This window comes from Anaerolineales bacterium (assembly GCA_015075725.1).
Lineage (GTDB): Bacteria > Chloroflexota > Anaerolineae > Anaerolineales > Villigracilaceae > Villigracilis.
Genome location: JABTTV010000001.1, coordinates 330451 through 351242, shown reverse-complemented (window position 1 = coordinate 351242; position 20792 = coordinate 330451). Strand labels below are relative to the sequence as shown.

The window sequence follows — 20792 nt, the reverse complement described above, 5'->3', positions numbered from 1 at the left end:
TTTGATGACCCGGTTAGAGTTGTTGTTGGTTTTATCCGCGGCGTTTTTATTCGTTCTTGGTTGCGGGGTTGATACAGGCGCCGAATTCGATGATTACGAAGGGGAGGAATTTTTCTCGGAAGAATCCGCGGAGGTCACGGAAGAAGCCCCGGCTCAGGACCTTGAACCGGCTGCAGGGGAAGGCGGCTCATGCCCGGCGGTCGCCGAGGAAATACTCAAGATCGCCACAGCACCCCTTGAAGGGGAAGGATCCGAAGCAACCGATGACGAAGTGACCCTGGTCAACTATATCGTGAACGGGGATGAAATTTCCGAGCCTGCTTTTGAGGATGTTCCTTCTGAATTGCAGGATAAACAGGAGGATGAAGCCGCGCATCTTGAGATCTGGAATTATTTCATCGCGCTCATCCCTGCCGAGAACCGCGGCATGATCGGCGAATTCGCCATCACCACCGACGGTGCGGACAACACGCTTGCCTCCGTTGTGCAGACCGAATCGGACCCGGCTGTGTGGAAATTGAATGTGGATATTGCCGATATCGCAAACCGCGCAAACCTGACCTATACACTCGTTCATGAGTTTGCTCACCTGCTCACTCTGGGACCTGATCAGGTCACACCTAGTCTTGCCGTTTTCAACAACCCGGAAGATAACAATATCTACCTTCAGGAGGTATCGGCCTGCCCCAATTACTTCCCCGGCGAGGGCTGCGCGGATGCCGATTCCTATGTTGACGATTTTTACCATCAATTCTGGGATGAACTCCGCGAAGAGTGGAACGAGATCAACCTCGAAGAGGATGAGGATACCCGTCTCGAAAAACAGGACGCGTTCTATCAAAAATATCAGGATCGGTTCCTGACCGACTACGCCGCCACGAACTCCGAAGAGGATATCGCTGAAAGTTGGGCGTTCTTCATCTTCAGCCCGAAACCCGCAGGCGACACGATCGCCGAACAGAAGATTCTGTTTTTCTATAAATATCCGGAACTCGTAGCGCTGCGTTCGGAGATCCTTTCCAACTTGTGCGCGAACTTCCCGCAATAAGGCTCATGGCAAAAATCCCCATCATCGAATCCTACTGGGTGGAGGAAAACCTCTTCCTGGCTGGTGAATATCCCGGCAGCTTTAATCCGGACGAGGCGCGAAAGAAGATCGACTCGTTTTTGGAAAGCGGAATCCGCACCTTCATCGATCTGACCCAGCCGCACGAACTTGTCCCGTATGAGTCGATCCTGAAGGAAGAAGCGCGGATTTACGAGTGTAAGACTGAATATCACCGCATCAGCATCCGCGATGGGAGCATCCCTTCGGCGCAGACCATGGGACTTATTCTGGATACGATCGATTCTGCGATCGAAGACAACAGCCCGGTTTACGTCCATTGTTGGGGCGGAGTGGGGCGGACGGGCACGGTGGTGGGGTGTTATTTTGTACGCAGAGGGATGTCTGCAAAGCAGGCCCTGGAACGCCTGGATGTGTTGTATAAAACCCGTCCGCGCGATATTTTCCTGCGTACTTCCCCCGAAACACAAGAGCAATTCGATTTTGTGCGGAATTGGCGCGAATCACCTGCACCCTGACAAAGGGGGCTGGAGGTTGAAACTTCGTTGCAGGTGGAAGCGCAATGCGCAGAACAGGGTTAACATCGGGCAGAGATAAGGTATGGGGAACTGGATCAGACCCGGGTCTGGAATGAGGCGGGTAGTCGTTAACAGGACATAAGTTGGGGGAGGCTGCCTTGAAATTGGAAGTATAATTTTCACAGCAGTTGGAGGTATTTTGGAAACATTGGAACAAGTCACGACGGAGGAAGCCGCCCAAACACAGGAAGGGACGCATTGGAAACGATTTGTCCGCGATATGCTTGAGACGCTCCTGTTGGCGGTCGTCCTGTTTGTCGGGATCAATGCGGTCTCAGCGCGTGTCCGCGTGGATGGCTACAGCATGCGGCCCACCCTCGAAGACGGCGAGTTCGTGCTGGTAAGTAAACTGAGTTACAGGTTCGGTGAGTATGAACGCGGCGACATTATCGTTTTTCATTTTCCGCTCAACCCGAAAGAGGAATTGATCAAACGCGTGATAGGCCTGCCCGGCGATCAGGTAAAAGTGGAGGGGAATCAAGTGTATGTCAACGGGCAAGTATTGAACGAAGAATACATATTCGAAGCCCCGCTCTATTCCGGTGAATGGACGGTGACGGATGGCTTTCTCTTTGTGCTTGGCGATAACCGCAACAACTCGAACGACTCGAAGGATTGGGGGCTCCTGCCCCAGGAAAATGTTGTGGGCAGGGCTGTGTTGATCTATTGGCCCCCGCCCATGTGGTCGGTCCTTGAACACACGGCCGCATCCGCATCTCAATAAGGTGCATCATAATGAACAATCCCGGCGACGAACTGATTCCCTGTAACGAATGCCATGCGGGCGTATTTCGACCGCGGCATGTCACCTACTTTACCTGGCTGGGCGGAGAATTGATCACGGTGCCCCATTTCCCAGCCTGGGTCTGCGATGTTTGCGGCCGCTGCGAATATGATGAACGCGCGATCCAGTGGTTGAACATTTTGCTCGATCCGAACGCGGGGAAACCCACCTCTCAGAATCGACGCACCCCGCCTCGTCCCCTGCCTCAAAGCGGGATTCGCCCGCCCATGCCCAAATCCTAGCGGAATGTTGATCCCATGTCTCTTGACACTTCACCGCGCACGTACCGTTTTGTCCTCGCCGATATCCTGACATCGGGCTATCGTGTGGCGGGCAAGATCGCTGTAACGTCCAATGGGGCGATGGGGTTCCTGAATGATCCGACTCATTCCATCCTCGAAATTCACGACGCGCGCATGGCGCGTCTGCACATGCCGACCAAGCTGATCGATCACTTCGAGATCGTGCGCACCACAAAGAAACAGATTCATGCGATTTGTCTTGCGCGGCGCGAAGACCTGGGTCCGCAGGCGATGGTGCGCGGGGGGTTCACCAATGTGAATGACTACACGGTCCGCGTGACGACTTCCATGTTCGAAGTCGATGGGACGATGGAACTGCCGGGCCGCTTCGATTTCAACGGCCTGGTCGCTGAAGGGACGCGCGAATTTCTTCCCGTACTGAACGCAACTTTATCCGCCATCCTGATTCCCAGCCTGCGGGTTCAAACTGCTGGGATCCTGGTCAACCGGCGTCTGATCGATTTGGTGGCGGTGCTGACCCAGCGGGTCAAACCTGAAATCCATCCTTGAATTTTCTTGACCGGGGGTGAAGTGGATGATAAAATCCGCCCGCTTAAGAAATGCCCCCATCGTCTAGTGGACTAGGACGCGGCCCTTTCAAGGCCACGACCGGGGTTCGAATCCCCGTGGGGGCACTTTAATAAAGACAAGCGCAAAGACAAGTAATTCAGCAACGGTTCAGAGAGTCGCCGGTCAGTGCGAGGCGACCCGCCAGAGGATGAAATCCACTTTGCCAAGTCGCTCCTGGAGAGACTGTCGTCATAAAGGAGCCGGGCAGTACCCGTTATAGTACAACCCAAGGTCATTCGGAATTGAATGACGAAAGCAGGTGGCACCACGAGACGCCCCTCGTCCTGCAAACGGACCGGGGCGTATTTTGTTTAATGCACGCGGAGGTGCAACATGCTCGACATCAATTTGCTTCGTGAAACCCCGGAGATCGTCCGCAAAGCGCTAACTGACCGGCAGGACGACCCGGCGCGGGTGGATTCCATTTTGCAATTGGATGAGAAGCGCCGGTCACTGCTCTCACAGGTGGAGCAACTCAAAGCGGAGCGCAACACCGTCTCGAAAGAGATCGGCAAGATGAAAGACGAAGCAGAACGCCAGTCGAAGATCGAGGCGATGCGCCTGGTGGGCGATAAGATCGCAGAGTTGGATAAGGATGTGACAGGAGTCGAATCCGAACTGAATTATTTGATGTCCACCCTGCCGAACATCCCCGATCCCCGCACGCCCATTGGCAAGGATGACAGCGAGAATCCCGTGATCAAAACAGTCGGTGAGCCGCGCAGATTCGATTTCAAACCGCTTCCGCACTGGGACCTCGGGCCTGCGCTCGGCATCATCGACTTTGAGCGCGGCACCAAGCTAACCGGCTCGCGATTCTACATTCTGCAGAAAGCGGGCGCGAGATTACAGCGCGCTCTCATTGCGTGGATGCTCGACCTGCATGTCCGCCAGGGATATCAGGAAGAGTATCTGCCGTTCATGGTCAAGACGGCGACGGTCTACGGCGCGGGTCAATTGCCCAAGTTTGCCGATAATCTCTACAAAGACCATGAAGAGGATTATTACTTCGTGCCGACGGCGGAAATTCCGCTCACCGGTCTGCACATGGACGAAATCCTCAACGAAGCTGAGCTGCCAAAACTTTACACGGCATATACTCCTTGTTTCCGCCGCGAAAAGATGAGCGCCGGGCGCGACGTGCGCGGCATCAAGCGCGGACATCAGTTCGACAAGGTCGAGATGTATGTCTATTGCAAACCGGAAGAGTCCGAAGCCATGCACCAGAAAATGCTGAAGGATGCCGAGGAGACTTGCGCCCGGTTGGAAATCCCTTATCGCGTTAAACAGTTATGTACCGGTGATATCGGCTTTGGCGCGACGATCACCTATGACCTCGAATTATGGGCGCCCGGCTGTGACGAATGGCTCGAGGTTTCATCGGTCTCGAACGATACGGATTTTCAGGCGCGCCGTTCGAACATCAAATACCGCCCGGCAGATGGCGGCAAAGTCCGCTTCCCGCATACTTTGAACGGCTCTGGCTTGGGTTTGCCGCGCACGATGATCGCCGTCATGGAAAATTATCAGCAGGCCGACGGTTCTATTGTAGTGCCGGATGTCCTGCGCCCGTGGATGGGCGGTATCGACGTTATCACGCCGTGACGGCAAAACGAAAATGGGTTAATATTCGTAAATAAGGCATCGGGAGTTGTGTGATTTCCGGTGCCTTTTCATCTGGCAAGGAGAGGACTAGTGGATCCAAAAACATTGGAACTGTTTTTGCAGGTTTTCTTTGAAGTGATTACCTTTGCCGTGCTTGTTTTCGGTTTGCTCGGCTTGTTGATTCCCGTTTTTCCCGGTCTGACCGTGATGTGGCTAGCCATCCTGGTTTATGCCATTATTCAGGCTTCCCTCGATAATATGACCTGGGTGGGCTGGCTGCTCTTCGTGCTCATTACCCTATTGATGATCGGTGGGAATGTGGCGGATAACTTCATCATTGCCAAGCACATGCGCGACAAGGACATCCCTTGGAGTTCGATCCTCTGGTCTTTCGCGGCGGGCATCGTCGTCAGTTTGTTCTTCACGCCGATCATGGGGATCATCGCCTCGCCCGTGGCATTATTCCTTGCAGAATGGCGCAGGCTCAAAGTAAGGGATACGGCGCTCGCCAACACCAAAGCCTGGATGACCGGTTGGGGTTGGGCGATTGCCGCGAGGATGGGAATTGGCGTGGTCATGATCATTTTCTGGGGCTTGTGGGCTTGGACGACTGCGTAGGGACCGGATGATTGTCATATAATGTAAAAAGGAGAAAACAATGGATACCTTTGAAGAAGTCTTGAACATCATTGGTTTTATGATCCGCGCCATCGGTTTCCTCGTGCTCGGATTCGGAACCGCCCGCTTCTTTTTGGATGCTTATTACAAGGCCGTCTGGCAGGTACAGGTCGCCCTCTCGGTTGGATTCATCCTCCTGCTCATCGGGTTGACGCGTTTTTCCAGCCCAGCCTCAATGGGCATGTTCGCCCTCGGTGCAGGCACAGCATTGGTGATGCAGTTCATGAGGAAGAAGGAAGAGGAAGAATCCAAAGAGGCGAAGAAGAAATAGTAAAACGGGCTTGACCTTCGAAGGTCAAGCCCGTTTTACAACCATGTCGTGCTGAGCGATAGCGAAGCATCTTTACGACAGAGGGAGAGGCTCTTCGCTGTGCTTAGGTTGACATTATTACTTATTTCTTCGCTTCCTGCGCCGCATCCATCAACGCGGATTTGAATTTTTCTCCTGCTGTATCCTTTCCCAACGGCAGGAAGATTGTCCCCAAATCACTCGCATCTGTAAATTGACCGCTGATGTTCATCCCGGTATCGGGGATCATGGCATGGAATGAACTTTTCTCATAATCCTCCACCGTAATATCCCGCAGCTGCATCGACTTCATATACAGCGCGTTTTGGTCCACGTTATCGGCGAGGATCAGCCAGCGGTCGGTGAGGATGGCGGTTTGGATCAACAACTTCGGGCCCGGTCCGCCGCCGAAGAGTCCCTTTTTGATTTTTTCGGACGTGGAGACGACGCACATCACAGGGTTGGCAAGGATATCGCCCAGCGTATGCTTCTCGATATAAGCGCGGATGCTATTAATCACATTCGCAGGAATGTCGTTGAAAACGATCTCTTTGGTGGAACGGTTGTAATCGCCCATGTCGTTTCGCTCAGAAGGACATTAGAACCTTACCGGCTTGCTCAACATCGCCGTCAGTAATTTCACCGAATTCTTCAAATCATCCAAATCCACCATCTCTGATGCGGAATGGACGTAACGGCATGGGATCGACAAAGCGCCCGCCATTACGCCTGCGCGTGTGAGCTGGATCGCGCGCGCGTCGGTGCTGCCCATGAGCAGGACTTCGCGCTGGTAGGGGATCTTCGCCTTCTCCGCTGTGTTGATCATCCATTCGACGATGCGCGGGTCCGAGAGCATGCCCGGGTCACGGACTTTTACGCACGGACCCTTGCCCAATTCCATGTTTACTTTCGACGAAGCGGGCGTGTCGCCTGTCGCGGTCACATCGACAGCAAGACCGATCTGCGGGTCGATGCTGTAGGCGGCTGTCCCTGCACCTCGCACGCCGACCTCCTCCTGCGTGGTAAAAACAAAATACAGTTCATGCGGCGTGGACTTGATGGCTTTCAATGTCTCGATCAAAACCACCACCCCCGCGCGGTCATCCATCGACTTGGCGACGAGACGGTTTCCCATTTCCATATAATTACGCTCGAACGCGCCGAAATCGCCAACCTTCACCGGGCAGTCGCTTCGGCTGGTCGCGCCCACGTCGATGTACATCTTATTCATGGCGGGAGCCTGGTCAACATTTTCGAATTTATCGAACCCGATCACGCCGGTGGCGCCGTTCATGAAACGGATGCGCGCGCCGAGGGCGTAGCGCCCGAACACGCCCCCGTTGCTTGCAAAGCGTACAAAACCGTTCTTGTCGATGTGGCTGGCGATCACGCCGATCTCATCCATATGAGCCGCGAGCATGATGCGTTTGGAGTCCTCCACGTCCACGGTCGGCGCTTTGCGGACGATCAGACTGCCCATCGCATCCACGCGCGTTTCATCGGCGAACGGTTTTACTTCCTTCTGGATCAACTTGCGGACGGTGTCTTCGTGGCCTGAAGGTCCAAATGTTTCGGTCAATGTTTTGAGTAATGATTTCATTTTATTTTCCCAAAGTGAATGTCTCGCCTGCGGCATAACTCTTGGTGTCATTTCTTGTAAACACGTGCGCTTTTGCCTCGCCCATCACCGTCCAAGGTTCGTCTGCTTTTCCAACGATGGCGGTATTCTCGTCGATGCCCACCATCACTTCATTTTCGTGAAGGCGTTTGCGCGACATGGTCACCAACGGTTTGAAGAATATCGGAATGGCATCAAAATGGGGCATGATAAATGCCGCGGGCACAAGACCAAAGACCGGGATCGTCCGCGAGCCGAGCATTCGAAAGTCCGGCACCTCGCGCGCGAGGATCATCGCGCCCGCCGAACATCCTGCATAAGCCCCGCCGCGTTCCCATACTTTCTGAGCCGCCCGCCAGACCAGGCTGTCTTTCATGGTCTGATACAGATAAACCGGATCGCCGCCGGAAAAATAGACGAGATCCGCCTCGTTCACCGCCTCGGCATGATTCACATCATTGGCGGTTTCCTTGTCTGTGACCGGAACGCCCTGAACCTCCGCGCCAAGCGATGTGAAGTGGTCCACGCCCATTTTCATCCAACGATTAACGCTCGCATCGCCCTCCTGACCGGCCGCTGTAGGCAGACAAACCACGCGCGGTGTGTGTCCGTCCGCGCCGCAATGGGCGAGCAGATATTTGTCCACATCGTTCATCACAGGCAGGTATTCGCCGGAACCAAGTAAAGCGATCAGTCCATTCATAAATTTATCTTTTCAATATGATCGGGGTCATTTCCTGTAAAGCAGCGTGCAATAAATTCAACGTATTCTTCCAATCGTCCAGGCGCGAAATACTGATGGGGCTGTGTGTATACCGATGCGGCACCGAAACCGAGACCACCGGCACGCCTGAACGCGCCTGCTGGATCGCGCCAGCGTCCGTTCCACCGCCGCCGGGCTGGCGAAGTTGATAGGGAATCTTCCGTTTCGCAGCCACATCCTGAAGGAATTTAACGAGCCGCGGATCGCTGATAACGGGCGAGTGCGCCGGATAAATGGCAGGACCCAGCCCGAGTTTTGTGTTGTACGAATAATTTTCCCTGCCTTCGTAATCAGGCAGGTCGCGCGCGGGGGTTGAATCCACTGCGATGGCAAGGTCGGGGTCGAAGAAATATCCCGCCACCTTCGCGCCGCGCAGACCGATCTCTTCCTGAACGCTAAAGGCGAGACAAAGCTCCACATCGTAAGGCGCGTTTTTCAACAATTCGATCAGGATTGCGACACCGATCCGGTTGTCGATGGATTTGGACATGATGGACGGACCGACCCGCTTGAACTTTGTCGCAAACGTGGCGCGGTCGCCCACTTTGGCTTTGCCGTCGGGACCCAGGTCGATGCGCATGGATTCGACGCTGACGGTATGACTGCGCTCGCCCGCATCGGTTAAGTGAATGGGTTTTGCGCCGATGACGCCCGGTGTGTGGTCTTTGCCGACGATGACTTGCTTGCCAACCAGATGCCGCTCGTCGATCCCGCCGACGGTGCGGAACTCATAAAATCCGTCGCCGTCGTCCTTTACGATCATGAAACCAACTTCGTCCATGTGAGCGTCGAACAAAACGCGCAGCGTTTTTTTTGATTTTGCCTTTTTTCGTACTAATACACTGCCGAGCGCGTCCACCTTTACTTCATCGGCGAAGGGTTTGACCTCTTCAAGGACAATGCGGCGCACCTCGCCTTCATCGCCGGAGACGGACATGGCGTTGCAGAGTTTTTCGAGCAATTTGAGTTGAGGTGAGCCGATGGTTAGCATAGAAGAGTTTTATGTCATTGCTTCGGGCGGCGTACTTCCGCCCGAAGCAATCTTTGTATCCGCGGGGGATTCCTTCGTCGCAAAAATCAAGTGCGCTCCTCGCAATGACATTTAATCCCAGGAAATTTTTTCCATGAAATCCGCTTCGAGTGAGGCGATAAATTCAGCAAGTAATCTGCCCGCCCGCTGTACGTCTTTAACTGCGATCAATTCCACGGCAGTGTGCATATACCGTTGTGGGATGCTAATCACCATGGTGGGAATCCCTTCGGCGGTGAGCTGCAATGTATCGGCGTCGGTGGAGGTTTCTTCGGGCATGAGATCGTCTGAAACGGGGATCTCAATGCGCTCGGCGACTTCCTTGAAACGCTTGTACAAGAAAGGATGCACAACCGGGCTGATGCCGAGCGTGACGCCCTTGCCTATGGCGAATGTTTGGTATCCGTTCGCGCCCGCGCCTTTCCCGAAGGTCATATCTACGACGACTGCAATGGTTGGGCGAAGTTGAAATGCGCTGGTTGGCGCCCCGCCAAGATTGACTTCCTCCTGCGCGGATGCCACTGCCCAAACATCCCACACATGTGATTTGGACCGAAGTTCTTCGAGACAAACGGTAAGCGCGGCAACGGATGCGCGGTTATCCAATGTGTGACCGCTCACGGTTCCCCCGGACAATTCGATGGGTTCCGTGCCAAAGGAGACTCTGTCGCCGACGCGAACCCGCCTCAAGACTTCACCGGGAGCTAGTCCTGTATCGACAAAAAGATACTTCATCGCGACAACTCCGCTCCCTTCGCCGTCGGGCAGCAGGTTTGCGGGTGGCATGGCAATCACGCCGTAAAGTTCTTCCTTCGTCCCCGAAGCGTGGACGGTGACCGGTGTGCCCGGTAAGACTCTTGCGTCGATGCCGCCGACGTTGGTGATGTAAATGAACCCGTCCACGATGCGGACGACCATCATGCCGATGGCGTCCATGTGGGTGGCGATCATCACAGAGGGGCGGCGGCTTTTCTTTAGCGTACCCCGCTTCAGTCCATGGACCGAGGCGAGAGCGGATTGAGAAATCTCGTCCACCAGCGGAGTCCACTGCTTTTTGATGAGATCCGCCGCGGGAGTTTCATCCCCTGAAAGACCTGAAACAGAAATTAGGGATTTGAGAAAAGGGAGAATATCGCTCATGGACCACCGAACGCGGTTGGGGATGCTGTGAGAGTACTGGTCGGTGTGGCGGTGGGTGTGCTGGTGGGCGTGGAGGTTGGAGTCGACGTATTGGTGGCGGTATTCGTCGGCGTCGATGTCGGCGTGGAGGTTGGAGTATTGGTGGATGTGCTCGTAGGTGTGCTCGTTTTTGTCGGCGTCGATGAAGGCGTATGAGTTGGAGTGTTTGACGGCGGCTGGAACGGTGTGACCGAGATCGTGGGACTCGGGGTTATGCTCGGTGTAAGAGAAATGGTTGGAGTGATGACCTGTGGCGTGCCGCTGACCGTGGCGGTGGCGGGCGTGATGGTTCCCGTGACGGTGATTGTAAAAGTCGGGGTGGGAGTGGCATCGCGCGGATTTGGAGCGAATGAAAGGCAGACAAACCCGGCGCAATAACAAGGAATGGTGGCGATAATGGCAACCAGAAGCCTCAGGCGGCGTCGGGCTTGGGGGGTGTCGGCTTCCAGCATAATGCGTAGATTATAATCCATAGAAATTGTTCATTGGCTCGCGCCGCCGTCCCCGGCGGCGTTTTCGAGAAACTATGATTCCTCTTCATTTACGCATTGCCGGTTTTCTTTCATACCGCGATCCGGTCGAGCTTGGTTTTGATTCGATCCAACTTGCCTGCATCTCGGGTCAGAACGGGGCTGGCAAGTCCTCCCTATTGGATGCCTTCACGTGGTCCTTGTTCGGTGAGGCGCGCGGCAAAGGGACCGAAATCATCAATCTCAACCAGGATGTGAAAGCCGCGGAAGTCGCATTGACATTCGAATACGAAGGGAATGTGTATCGCGTTCAACGAACTCTGCCGCGCAATAAGAGCACGGTACTGGAGTTTCAGGTGCAGGACGGCGATCTATGGCGTCCGTTGACGGAGAAAACGACGCGCGAGACACAATCGCGTATCGAACAGACTTTGCGGCTCGATTACGAAACATTCATCAATGCTTCGTTCTTTTTGCAGGGTAAAGCCGACCAGTTCACGCAGAAGAAAGCCAGCGACCGCAAAGCGGTCCTGAGTTCGATCCTTGGGCTGGAGATCTGGGATACCTATAAGGATCGCGCGGCAGAACGTCGACGGACATTGGAATTGGAGATCAATGAGATCGACGGGCGGGTTGCTGAAATTGACGCTGAACTTTCTGAAGAGGACGAACGCCGGCGCAGGCTGGGGGAGTTGGAGGAATCGCTGAAACAGTTGACAAGGGCGCGAGAGGCGCAGGAATCTGCCCTGGAAAACATCCGTCGAAATGCGGCGCTTCTCAATGAACAGAGGAAGAATGTCGCTTCGGCTGAGTCGCAATTATATCGCGCGCGGGATGCGCTCGCGTCCATCGAATCGCGTATCGCAGGCAAGGAAGTGGAACGCGCCGAATATTCGGACCTGCTGGAACGCGCGAAAGAAATCGAATCCACGCATAAGGCTTTGCAGAAGGCGCGTAGGGAACTGGAGGACTTCGAAAATAACGCGGCACAATTCCGCGGGCATGATGAGAAACGCCAGCCCTTGCTGCGAGAGATCGAGGTGGAAAGAGCGAAATTGGAGCAGGAGAGGGAAGAACTTGGTAAGCGGCATGTAGTGATCAGTGACCAGTTATCGTTGGTGGATGATCTAGAAAAACAATTAACCGCGGCGCAAAAAACTTTGAAAGAAACGGAAGCCAGGCTCAAAGAGCGAACCGAGTTGGAAACTCAGCACAATTCGGCGCGTGAGCGGCAAGCCGCTTTAAAAGCGGAGAATGAGTCTCTGCGGCGGGAGATGGATGAACTCAAAAGCCGCATCGATGCCTTGAAAGTCGCCGAAGGCGCTGAGTGTCCGTTGTGTGGCCAACCCTTGAGCGAAAGTCACCGAAAGTCGACGCTCAAGGAATTGGAGAAGACCGGCAGGGAGAAAGGCGATACATTCCGCGCCAATAAGAAGGTCATCGATGACAGCGAGAAGGAAATCGCGGATTACGCGACACGCATTACCCAATTCGCCAATGCCGAAAATGAGCGCCTGCGCTTCTCTAATTCCATTTCGCAACTCACTTTGCAAATGGAGTCGATCCAGCAACAAGGTAAGGAATGGGAAAAGACCGGCGCGAAACGTTTAAAGGAAATGGAAAAGATATTAGAAAGTGGAAAGTACGCGAGCGAGGCGCATAAAGCGCTTGCAAAATTGAACAAGGAACTTTCCAACCTTGGCTACGATGTTTCTGCGCATGAAGCCAAACGCAGGGAGGAGAACGAATTGCGCGGCGCGGAAGAGGAAGCCCGTAAGTTGGAGTCAGCGCGCGAGTTGAGCAGGATGATCGGCAGGGAGATAGAAGATCTAGCGGAGGAAAGAGGAAAGAGGAAAGGGGAAGTTATCGAAGCGGAAAAATCCTTTGCGGAGGCAGAGAGGGTTCTGGCTGAATCCGAGTCCGGCGCGCCGAATTTACAGGAAGCCGAGAGCAAACTCTTCGAATTGCGCGAAGACGAGAACCGTATCCGCGATGAAGCCGGGGCGGCGCGTCAGCGAGTGGATGTTTTGTCCACGCTGCGTTCCCGCCGCGCAGAGTATGAACGTCAGCGTGAGGAGATCAATCAAAATATTATGCGTCATCGTTCGCTGGAGCGTGCCTTTGGCAGGGATGGCGTTCCCGCTCTGCTGATCGAGCAGGCGCTTCCGCAAATTCAGCAGAAAGCCAATGACATCCTCGAACGCCTCAGTGACGGTGCGATGACGATTCAATTCGTTACTCAAGCGGAATATAAAGACAAGAAACGCGATGACCTGAAGGAGACTCTCGATATTCACATCAGCGATTCGTCGGGCATGCGCGATTATGAAATGTATTCCGGCGGCGAAGCCTTCCGGGTCAACTTTGCGATCCGGCTGGCGCTTTCTGAAATCCTTGCTCAGAGAAAAGGCGCGCGCCTGCAGACCCTGGTCATCGACGAAGGCTTTGGCTCGCAGGATGCTCTCGGCCGTCAGCGCCTTGTCGAAGCCATCAATACGGTCAGAAATGATTTTGCCAAGATCTTCATCATCACCCATCTCGATGAGCTAAAGGATGCATTTCCGAATCGCATCGAGGTCGAAAAGACGGAGCGGGGGAGTTCGGTGCGGGTGGTGTAAAAAGATCAGGTTGCAAGTTGAAGGTTGAAAGTCAGGATCGAACTTATAACCGTCAACTTCGAACCTTCAACATGCTTTATCTCATCATCTCCACTATTCTGTTCGTCCTCGCCATCATCATCATTTATTGGATTCACAACCAATATCATCTTGAAATTGTCGTCACACCCGCGCCGCCGCCCGGGTCCGCGCCGATGGTTTCGGTGTGCATCCCAGCCCGGAACGAAGAGAACAACATCCGGCGCTGCGTCGAGGCGGTTCTTCGTCAGGATTACCCGAACTTCGAACTCATCGTTCTGGATGATCGCTCCACCGATTCGACATCCGAGATTCTTCGCCAACTTGCAGCTCAGAATGACGGACTTAAAATCCTCAGCGGCTCGGACCTGCCCGATGGCTGGGCGGGCAAACCCCATGCCTTATACCAAGCCTCGGCTTTTGCGAAAGGCGAGTGGCTCTGTTTCGTGGATTCCGATACCTTCCTCGAGCCGAACGCGCTTTCATCAGTGTATGCAAAAGCCGTCGAGACGAACGCGGACCTGTTCACTGTGATGACCAAACAAATCCTCGGCACATTTTGGGAGCGGACCGTCATGCCGTTGGTAATGACAGCGCTCTCCGTGGGATTCTCTCCACGGAAAGTGAACGATCCCAACCGCCGGGATGCGATCGCGAACGGACAATTTATCTTCATTAGGCGAAGTGCTTATGATGCGGTGGGCGGACATGAAAGAATCAGGGATCAGATCGTGGAAGATAAGGCGCTTTCTGAAAATATAAAATGGAGCGGTTACCGGCTGATCGTTGCGGGCGGGGCGCAAGTGGTCGGCACGCGTATGTATACATCCCTGCCGGAAATGTGGGAGGGCTGGACGAAGAATATTTATCTCGGCTTGCGGGATCAGCCTTATCTATTGCTCTTGGGCGCTTTTGGCGCAACGCTGGCATTGATGGCAGCCTTGTTCCTCCCGGTGTGGCCTCTGCTCGGCCTGATTTGGCATCTGCATGGCGGTGGTTGGATGGCTTTTGGGGTGATCCTTGAGGCGTTGCTTGTATGGGGATATTTGATCGTCATCCGCGCCAGAATTGCACAGGGAATGGAAATTCCACGATGGTATGCGTTGACCACCCCGTTGGGAGCGGGGGTGTTCGCCGCGATGATGTTGACCTCTGCCTGGAAGGTAATTTCGGGGCAAGGGGTCACTTGGCGGGGAAGAAAGTACCAACCGGGATTGTGATAAAAGTCCTTGATTAATTAAGGTCAAGTTCGTTATATTTCGTCATCTCTTGTTAAAGATAACAAAATATAACATATGACTGTCTCACTCGACCGCGAAAAACAAATCCTTGAATATTTGCAAAATAAAGGGAGCGCCTCCATTCAACAATTGGCGGATGCGTTTGGCGTTTCCAATATGACGATCCATCGGGACCTGAACAAACTTGCCCAAGCGGGTCGTATCCTCAAGAAACACGGTGGAGCTACTCTGCCCAGCAAAGGCAATAAGCTGCAGGAAGAAATTTCTTTATGCGCGATGTGCGGAAAACTGGTATCCCAACGGACGGTGTTCATCGTCAAATACGAGAATGGGGAGGAGAAGCGCGCATGTTGTGCCCATTGCGGATTGATGATGGTAAGCCGCGGGAAAAATATCTGGCAGTCACTGACGGCGGATTATCTGTTTGGACACATGATCAGCGCAGGGCAGGCCACCTATGTTAGCGGAAGCGACGTGAATATTTGTTGCGTGCCGAGCGTACTGGCATTCGGCTCGAACCAGGACGCCGAAAAATTCCAAAAAGGATTCGGGGGACGAGTGTCTGATATGGAAGAAACGGTCAGGTATTTACACGGAATGATGCACGTGCAAACGGGTATGTGATTCAGAAACCAATGATTTGAGAGGAAAAATGAAGAAAATAGTTGCAATATTTGTGGCAGGGATGATTTTGTTGAACGCATGCGGGGGCGGGGAAGGCGTGGAAGCGAACGAGCCCTGGGTGCGCTCCGGTTTGAAGGACGGCAACAGCGCAGCGTATATGATGTTGACCAATTTCACCGACTCGGAAGTGGCATTGATCGGCGCTTCGTCCGATGTGGCGGCTGCGGTGGAGGTTCACTTAAGCTCGATGAGCGCAGACGGGACCATGCAAATGGTCAAACAGGATTCGGTTGCGATACCTGCCGGGGAGGAATTGGAATTGAAGCCGGGCAGTTATCACATCATGTTCATCGGCTTGACCAGGGACTTGGACGTCGGCGATGAGATCACGTTGACCTTGCATTTCGATGGGTATGAGGATGTAACTATGACTGTCCCTGTGATGGATGCTGCCAATATGGGCGGCTCGGGCATGGATGGACATAATATGCCGTAGGTTCTGCGCTTCGCTGGCGCATTCTCCTTTTGCCCCGCCGTCTTTCTCGGTGGGGCGTTTTTTAAATGATTGGCGCAGGCTTGCAACGCCAGGTCAGTTGTCCCGAAGGGGGAGGCGGGGTTGTGTCATCTTCAACTCAGGACGTATGTCAATTCCGAAACTTGGATAGTTTTTGTAGAATTTATTCATGTCTGATGACTTCATTTGTCACAAACAGGCATGAGGATTGTCACTCATCGCTTCCTTTGTGATATAAGTCACAAGAAATATTGGCAAGTTTCGGTATATTTTACAAAAGCCATTAATGCGAGGTTAATCCATGTCCAAACTCCCTTTAATTGCCATTGTGATCGCGGTGCTGGCGCTCGGGTATTTTGCGCTGGTTTCGGATGCGGCGGCGTACGGTGGGGACGCGCCCGAGACATGCGCGAACTGCCATTCGATGGACTCGCAGTATGAAAATTGGGCGCACGGGGGTCATGCCAAAGTGGCGAAATGCACCGATTGCCACCTGCCTCACGACAACTTTGTTTCGTACTACATGGAAAAAGGAAGGCAAGGCGCGAAAGATACATTTGCCTTTGTGACGGGAAATATTCCGGCCATGATTCGCGCCGAAGAGAAGACGAAGGAGATCGTGCAGGAGAATTGCATCCATTGCCACGAAGATACTGTGGAATCCATGCTGGCGGGCGCACAGCCTTTGGACCGCTACTGCTGGGAGTGTCATCGTAGTGTTGCGCATGGGGAGCGCGGCGCGACAGGGGCTCCGTATCAAGATTCGTTAATTTATCCGACCAAGTAAGGAGAATGCAAATGAAAAACTATATCACCCTCATTCTTGCTGGATTGGTAGTAGTGCTCGCCGCGGTGTTGATTGGCGTGATGGTATACATCCAGAACCAGCCTGCAGAAGCGCGCGCTGTGCAGCCGTTGGTGGAGATCGCGGCGATGGAGCCGGATTCTGCCAGGTGGGGTATTAACTATCCCAATCAATACGATACGTTCATGAAGACTGAGACGAATAACATCGATACGACCTACGGCGGCTCTTCGGCATTCTCTTGGCTGGAACGCGATCCGCGCCAGGTGATCTTGTTTGGAGGATATCCCTTCAGCAAGGATTACAACGATGACCGCGGTCATGCCAATGCGCTGGAAGATGTCCGCGCGACCAAGCGTTTGAATTTGAACGATGAAGACCCCAAACATACGCCAGGAACTTGTTATTCCTGCAAATCATCCGATAACCCCGGCTTGTGGGACAGGCTCGGAATGGAAGCCTACGATGCATTGTCCTTTAATGAGTTGACCCCTGAGATCAGTAACCCGATCGGCTGCGCCAACTGCCATGAGGCTGAAACCATGCGGCTCATCGTCACCAACCCCGCACTCGCAGAGGCTCTCGAACGGCAGGGCAAGGACTGGACGACCTTCACCCGCCAGGAAATGCGCACAGTCGTTTGCGCCAACTGCCATGTGGAATACTATTTCAAAGGGGATGGAAAGTATCTGACCTTCCCCTGGGACAACGGCACCAAGGTCGAAGAGATCATCGCTTATTATGAAGAAGCCGGCTTCAAGGATTGGGCGTATCCCGAAACGGACAGCCCCATGCTCAAGGCACAGCATCCCGAATTCGAATTCTTTACCGCGGGAAGCACGCACTACGAGGCGGGCGTCTCCTGCGCCGACTGCCACATGCCTTACGTGCGTGATGGGGCAGCCAAGTATTCTACGCATGATGTCCACAGTCCGCTGCTTAACCCCGAAGTAGCCTGCGGACAATGCCATACCAACACTGAATATGTCGTCGAACGCGTTGCCATCATTCAACAGCAGGTGGCGGATACAAAGATCAGCGCTGAAGATGCCATCATCGATGCGATGAACGCCATCAAGGCGGCCGTCGCTGCGGGGGATGCCGATCCGGCTCTGCTCGATGAAGCGCGCAAACTGCACCGAGAAGCGCAGTTCATGTGGGATTTCATCTCTGCCGAGAATTCGACCGGTTTCCACAATCCCGAGTATGCGCTTGAGGTGCTTGCCAAGTCCACGAATTTGGCGCGGCAATCGCAGATGCTTGCGGCGCAATCAGTGAATGACCCGTCCCTGCTTGCAACGGGCACTTTCTACGAGAATAAATAATTCACCCGAAAGTACTCCCCGCCTGAAGAGACGGGGAGTTTTTATTTGGGAACAATTCATGGGAAAATTCGTTTACATAGAAAAGGAGAACATCATGAGAAAATTTATCTTAGTCGTTTTGGCGCTTATTCTGTCTGCCTGTTCTGCCGGTTCAGAGTACGAGCAAAATCTCAATAAATGGGGGGAGGCTGGGGTATCTCACTATCGTTACGACCTTGTGATCGGCTGCTTTTGCCCGTTCTATCAAGATATGCCCCTGACCATCGAAGTTGAAAACGGGGAAGTGGTCTCCATCACCCGCGTGGATGGAACCCCGGTCGATGCTTCAGACCCCAATTACGAATATTACGTCAGATACGCAACCATCGATGGTCTTTTTGACGAACTAAATTCGGAGATGATGGAAGCCGAAGAAGCCATCGTAACCTACGACGAACAATACGGCTTCCCTGCCGAAGTTTCAATTGACGTCATCAAACTTGCGATGGATGATGAGTTATCATGGCGGGTGACGAACTTCGAAATCCTGCAGTAGATTTCTTGGCTCAAGGCGGCGTTCCTGTTTCCGGCGGCGGGAGCGCGTATGCAGGATACTTAAAAAAACATGACTCACTCTGAAATTTAGGTTTCGTGGGTGAGTCCGTTTTAAGAGCAAATGGAACACGGATGAACGCTGAAAACGAGGATTTTGTAGTCCTTTTCCGCGTTCATCAGCGCTCATCCGTTTCTCAAATTAGATTCTGGGTTAATTGGTTTGCTTTTAATTCGGCATGACCCACTGGTCGAAGATCTCGCGGTCGACGATCTGAATGCGGCGGTCTTCCAGTTTGATGGCTCCGCTGCGTTCCATTTCTTTGAGGGAACGCGCCACCACCTCACGCACGGTTCCCAATCGCGCCGCCAGTTGTTCCTGAGTCCAGTGCTGGGACTTATCCTGCGGCAGTTCTGCATCGATCAGGCGGGCGAGGCGATGAGTCACCTGGTAGAACGCCATCTCGCTCACCATGCGTACCATGCCACGCAGCATCGTGCCGAAGTTGGCAAGCACTTTTTGGGCGAACATCGGGTGTTCCATCACCAACGCGTGCAGTTTGTTCTTGTCGATGATCCACACCCGGCAGGTTTCCAGGGCTTCGACATTGACGGGGCTGGCGCCCTCATCGAATGCGGGCACCTCCGCAAAAGTGTCGCCTTCTTGAAGAATGCGGACGATGTACTGCCGTCCCTGCGCCGAGATGCGGAAGATCTTGGCGCTGCCATGTTCGAGGATGAACAAACCCTCGCAGGGATCGCCCTCCCAAAAGAGGACATCTCCGCGCTGGTATTCCCTGAGCTGCATGTGCCCGGCAATGTCCTTCAGCATGGATTCTTTCAGATCGTCGAAGTATGGATTTCCCCGCAGCGCTTCGATCTTTTGTTTAAGATTGGATTCGATGGTTTTCATTGGATGTCATACTTCGCCGAGCAAAACATGGTCAGGTCCGCGGTCGATTTCCCATGGATAAACGATGAAGGCATCCGTTATCGCGGCATAATAATCCGGGCGGACGCTCCCAAACAGGTTACGGTATGGATTGAAATGCAGGACGCACGTTTCCGGAAATCCACCCGCTGCCGACACGCGGTTCTTTACCGCGGTGATGGTGCGCCCCGACCCCCAGACATCGTCCACGATCAGGGTGGGGCGTCCGCGCAGTTTATCCTCGGCAGGGAATTGAATGAACTCGGGCCATACCATCAGGGGGGAACTACGCTCACTTTCCGTCTGAGCCGGGAAGTCCACAGCGGCGGTAAGGATGTGGGTAATATCCATCGCGTCTGCCAGCAAACCGCCGGGGATGATTCCGCCGCGTGTGATCATCACCATCGCCGTAAACTCACGTTTGAATTGGGGAATCAAGTGATCGATCAATCTATCCACTTCCTCCCACGAGATGGCTTCCTGACGACGCGGTTCGGGTTTCATATGGGGTATTGTATCAAAAGTCCCTCTTGAAGGTTTGCCTTCAAGAGGGACTTTCATTATTTATACCAAAACCGCCGCCAATGGCGCGGGAGCCTGCACTTGCGCAGGAGCCCTGCCTTCCGCAGTCGCCTTCTCCACTTCCTTTGCCCATAGATACAAACAGGTGTGATACGCCGTGTTGGTGTAGGAACTGAAGACACTTGCCAGCATTACAAAGGCGAAGAAGATCAACCCGCCGAGCACAACGCCGATTACAGTAAGGGTCATTTCGCCGCCGGAGGCGAACGCCAAACCCCCGCCGATGACGAATGCGATGATCAAACCAATGACTCCAAAGATAAACCCGATCAGCCCGGTCACGAAACGCACGCCGACGGTGCTGATGCCGATCAGGAGAAGATTCTCTTTCGTGATCTTCCAGACCCGCTGCAAGCCGTTCTTGAGATTCATGTCATCGATGATCATCACCGGCAGGACGAGCGCCGCGGCTTCCGTCCACAGGGTTTCAAGCAGGCCCGTTGCCTGGCGCGCGATGCTTGCTCCCATGCCTCCCCGGCGGTTGCGCTGCGCCGCATTGCGGATCAGCCCCACAACCGTTGACGCAGCCGCAAGGGTCAGGATGTCGAAGAAATCCCGCTTGACGATCGCCCAGGCATGATCCATTCGCCCGTCGCCCTTGGTGAGATACCCGTAGATCAAATACACCGTCATCCCGGAAAAAACATACGTCACCACGAATTGTACGAACA

At 53.8% G+C, this 20792-nt stretch carries 25 protein-coding genes and 1 tRNA gene; 18 read left to right on the top strand and 8 right to left on the bottom strand.

Features of this window, described 5'->3' with window-relative positions; translation table 11 throughout:
• Positions 1–4 precede the first annotated feature (4 nt).
• The 9 genes from HS100_01655 to HS100_01615 all read left to right on the top strand — a co-directional run bounded on the left by HS100_01655 (position 5) and on the right by HS100_01615 (position 5854).
• On the top strand, positions 5–1048 hold the full coding sequence (locus tag HS100_01655; GenBank protein MBE7432599.1) for a hypothetical protein: 1044 nt from the start codon (positions 5–7) through the stop codon (positions 1046–1048).
• A 5-nt stretch (positions 1049–1053) separates the two neighbouring features.
• Positions 1054–1584: a dual specificity protein phosphatase family protein gene (locus HS100_01650; protein MBE7432598.1), complete on the top strand. Its 531-nt coding sequence runs from the start codon at positions 1054–1056 to the stop codon at positions 1582–1584.
• Between the two features lie 199 nt (positions 1585–1783).
• Positions 1784–2368 carry a signal peptidase I gene (gene lepB, locus HS100_01645; GenBank protein MBE7432597.1) on the top strand — a complete coding sequence of 195 codons (585 nt, stop codon included), beginning with the start codon at positions 1784–1786 and terminating at the stop codon, positions 2366–2368.
• Between the two features lie 11 nt (positions 2369–2379).
• Positions 2380–2670 (top strand): YgiT-type zinc finger protein, encoded by a 291-nt coding sequence (locus HS100_01640; protein ID MBE7432596.1) that lies wholly within the window; start codon positions 2380–2382, stop codon positions 2668–2670.
• Positions 2671–2685: 15 nt separating this feature from the next.
• Entirely contained in the window at positions 2686–3240 is a 555-nt protein-coding gene (locus tag HS100_01635) for a hypothetical protein (GenBank protein ID MBE7432595.1), read from the top strand.
• A 52-nt stretch (positions 3241–3292) separates the two neighbouring features.
• Positions 3293–3365: transfer RNA gene (locus tag HS100_01630), tRNA-Glu, on the top strand.
• Between the two features lie 268 nt (positions 3366–3633).
• Positions 3634–4905, top strand: coding sequence for a serine--tRNA ligase (serS, locus tag HS100_01625; protein MBE7432594.1), 1272 nt, complete (start codon positions 3634–3636; stop codon positions 4903–4905).
• Between the two features lie 90 nt (positions 4906–4995).
• Positions 4996–5523 (top strand): DUF456 domain-containing protein, encoded by a 528-nt coding sequence (locus tag HS100_01620; GenBank protein ID MBE7432593.1) that lies wholly within the window; start codon positions 4996–4998, stop codon positions 5521–5523.
• A 40-nt stretch (positions 5524–5563) separates the two neighbouring features.
• On the top strand, positions 5564–5854 hold the full coding sequence (locus tag HS100_01615) for a hypothetical protein (protein ID MBE7432592.1): 291 nt from the start codon (positions 5564–5566) through the stop codon (positions 5852–5854).
• 121 nt (positions 5855–5975) lie between these two features.
• Here the strand turns inward: HS100_01615 and HS100_01610 are convergent, their stop codons facing one another.
• The 5 genes from HS100_01610 to HS100_01590 form a co-directional block, all read right to left on the bottom strand.
• Positions 5976–6449, bottom strand: coding sequence for a hypothetical protein (locus HS100_01610; protein MBE7432591.1), 474 nt, complete (start codon positions 6447–6449; stop codon positions 5976–5978).
• 21 nt (positions 6450–6470) lie between these two features.
• Positions 6471–7472 (bottom strand): M42 family metallopeptidase, encoded by a 1002-nt coding sequence (locus tag HS100_01605; GenBank protein ID MBE7432590.1) that lies wholly within the window; start codon positions 7470–7472, stop codon positions 6471–6473.
• 1 nt (position 7473) lies between these two features.
• Positions 7474–8193 carry a Type 1 glutamine amidotransferase-like domain-containing protein gene (locus HS100_01600; protein ID MBE7432589.1) on the bottom strand — a complete coding sequence of 240 codons (720 nt, stop codon included), beginning with the start codon at positions 8191–8193 and terminating at the stop codon, positions 7474–7476.
• Between the two features lie 4 nt (positions 8194–8197).
• Positions 8198–9244, bottom strand: coding sequence for a M42 family peptidase (locus tag HS100_01595; GenBank protein ID MBE7432588.1), 1047 nt, complete (start codon positions 9242–9244; stop codon positions 8198–8200).
• Positions 9245–9355: 111 nt separating this feature from the next.
• Complete coding sequence (locus HS100_01590) at positions 9356–10423, bottom strand: M42 family peptidase (protein ID MBE7432587.1); 1068 nt, start codon at positions 10421–10423, stop codon at positions 9356–9358.
• Between the two features lie 27 nt (positions 10424–10450).
• Between HS100_01590 and HS100_01585 the strand changes: the two genes are divergently transcribed.
• From HS100_01585 to HS100_01545, 9 genes are all read left to right on the top strand, one after another.
• Complete coding sequence (locus tag HS100_01585; protein MBE7432586.1) at positions 10451–10618, top strand: hypothetical protein; 168 nt, start codon at positions 10451–10453, stop codon at positions 10616–10618.
• Positions 10619–10624: 6 nt separating this feature from the next.
• Entirely contained in the window at positions 10625–10840 is a 216-nt protein-coding gene (locus HS100_01580; protein ID MBE7432585.1) for a hypothetical protein, read from the top strand.
• 148 nt (positions 10841–10988) lie between these two features.
• Positions 10989–13550 (top strand): SMC family ATPase, encoded by a 2562-nt coding sequence (locus tag HS100_01575; protein ID MBE7432584.1) that lies wholly within the window; start codon positions 10989–10991, stop codon positions 13548–13550.
• A 71-nt stretch (positions 13551–13621) separates the two neighbouring features.
• Entirely contained in the window at positions 13622–14788 is a 1167-nt protein-coding gene (locus HS100_01570) for a glycosyltransferase (GenBank protein MBE7432583.1), read from the top strand.
• A 75-nt stretch (positions 14789–14863) separates the two neighbouring features.
• Positions 14864–15433, top strand: a complete 570-nt coding sequence (locus HS100_01565; GenBank protein ID MBE7432582.1) for a DeoR family transcriptional regulator — start codon at positions 14864–14866, stop codon at positions 15431–15433.
• Positions 15434–15461: 28 nt separating this feature from the next.
• Positions 15462–15929, top strand: a complete 468-nt coding sequence (locus tag HS100_01560; protein ID MBE7432581.1) for a copper chaperone PCu(A)C — start codon at positions 15462–15464, stop codon at positions 15927–15929.
• A 319-nt stretch (positions 15930–16248) separates the two neighbouring features.
• Entirely contained in the window at positions 16249–16734 is a 486-nt protein-coding gene (gene nrfH, locus HS100_01555) for a cytochrome c nitrite reductase small subunit (GenBank protein MBE7432580.1), read from the top strand.
• An 11-nt stretch (positions 16735–16745) separates the two neighbouring features.
• Positions 16746–18077, top strand: coding sequence for an ammonia-forming cytochrome c nitrite reductase subunit c552 (locus tag HS100_01550; protein MBE7432579.1), 1332 nt, complete (start codon positions 16746–16748; stop codon positions 18075–18077).
• A 94-nt stretch (positions 18078–18171) separates the two neighbouring features.
• Entirely contained in the window at positions 18172–18612 is a 441-nt protein-coding gene (locus HS100_01545) for a hypothetical protein (GenBank protein ID MBE7432578.1), read from the top strand.
• A 225-nt stretch (positions 18613–18837) separates the two neighbouring features.
• Here HS100_01545 and HS100_01540 read toward each other — a convergent pair whose 3' ends face one another.
• From HS100_01540 to HS100_01530, 3 genes are read right to left on the bottom strand one after another with little or no spacing between them, the layout of a single operon-like run.
• The gene (locus HS100_01540) at positions 18838–19521 is read right to left on the bottom strand and encodes a Crp/Fnr family transcriptional regulator (GenBank protein MBE7432577.1); all 684 of its coding nucleotides are present in this window, start codon (positions 19519–19521) and stop codon (positions 18838–18840) included.
• A 6-nt stretch (positions 19522–19527) separates the two neighbouring features.
• Positions 19528–20043: a phosphoribosyltransferase gene (locus tag HS100_01535; GenBank protein ID MBE7432576.1), complete on the bottom strand. Its 516-nt coding sequence runs from the start codon at positions 20041–20043 to the stop codon at positions 19528–19530.
• A 60-nt stretch (positions 20044–20103) separates the two neighbouring features.
• Positions 20104–20508, bottom strand: a complete 405-nt coding sequence (locus tag HS100_01530) for a hypothetical protein (protein MBE7432575.1) — start codon at positions 20506–20508, stop codon at positions 20104–20106.
• Positions 20509–20792 lie beyond the last annotated feature (284 nt).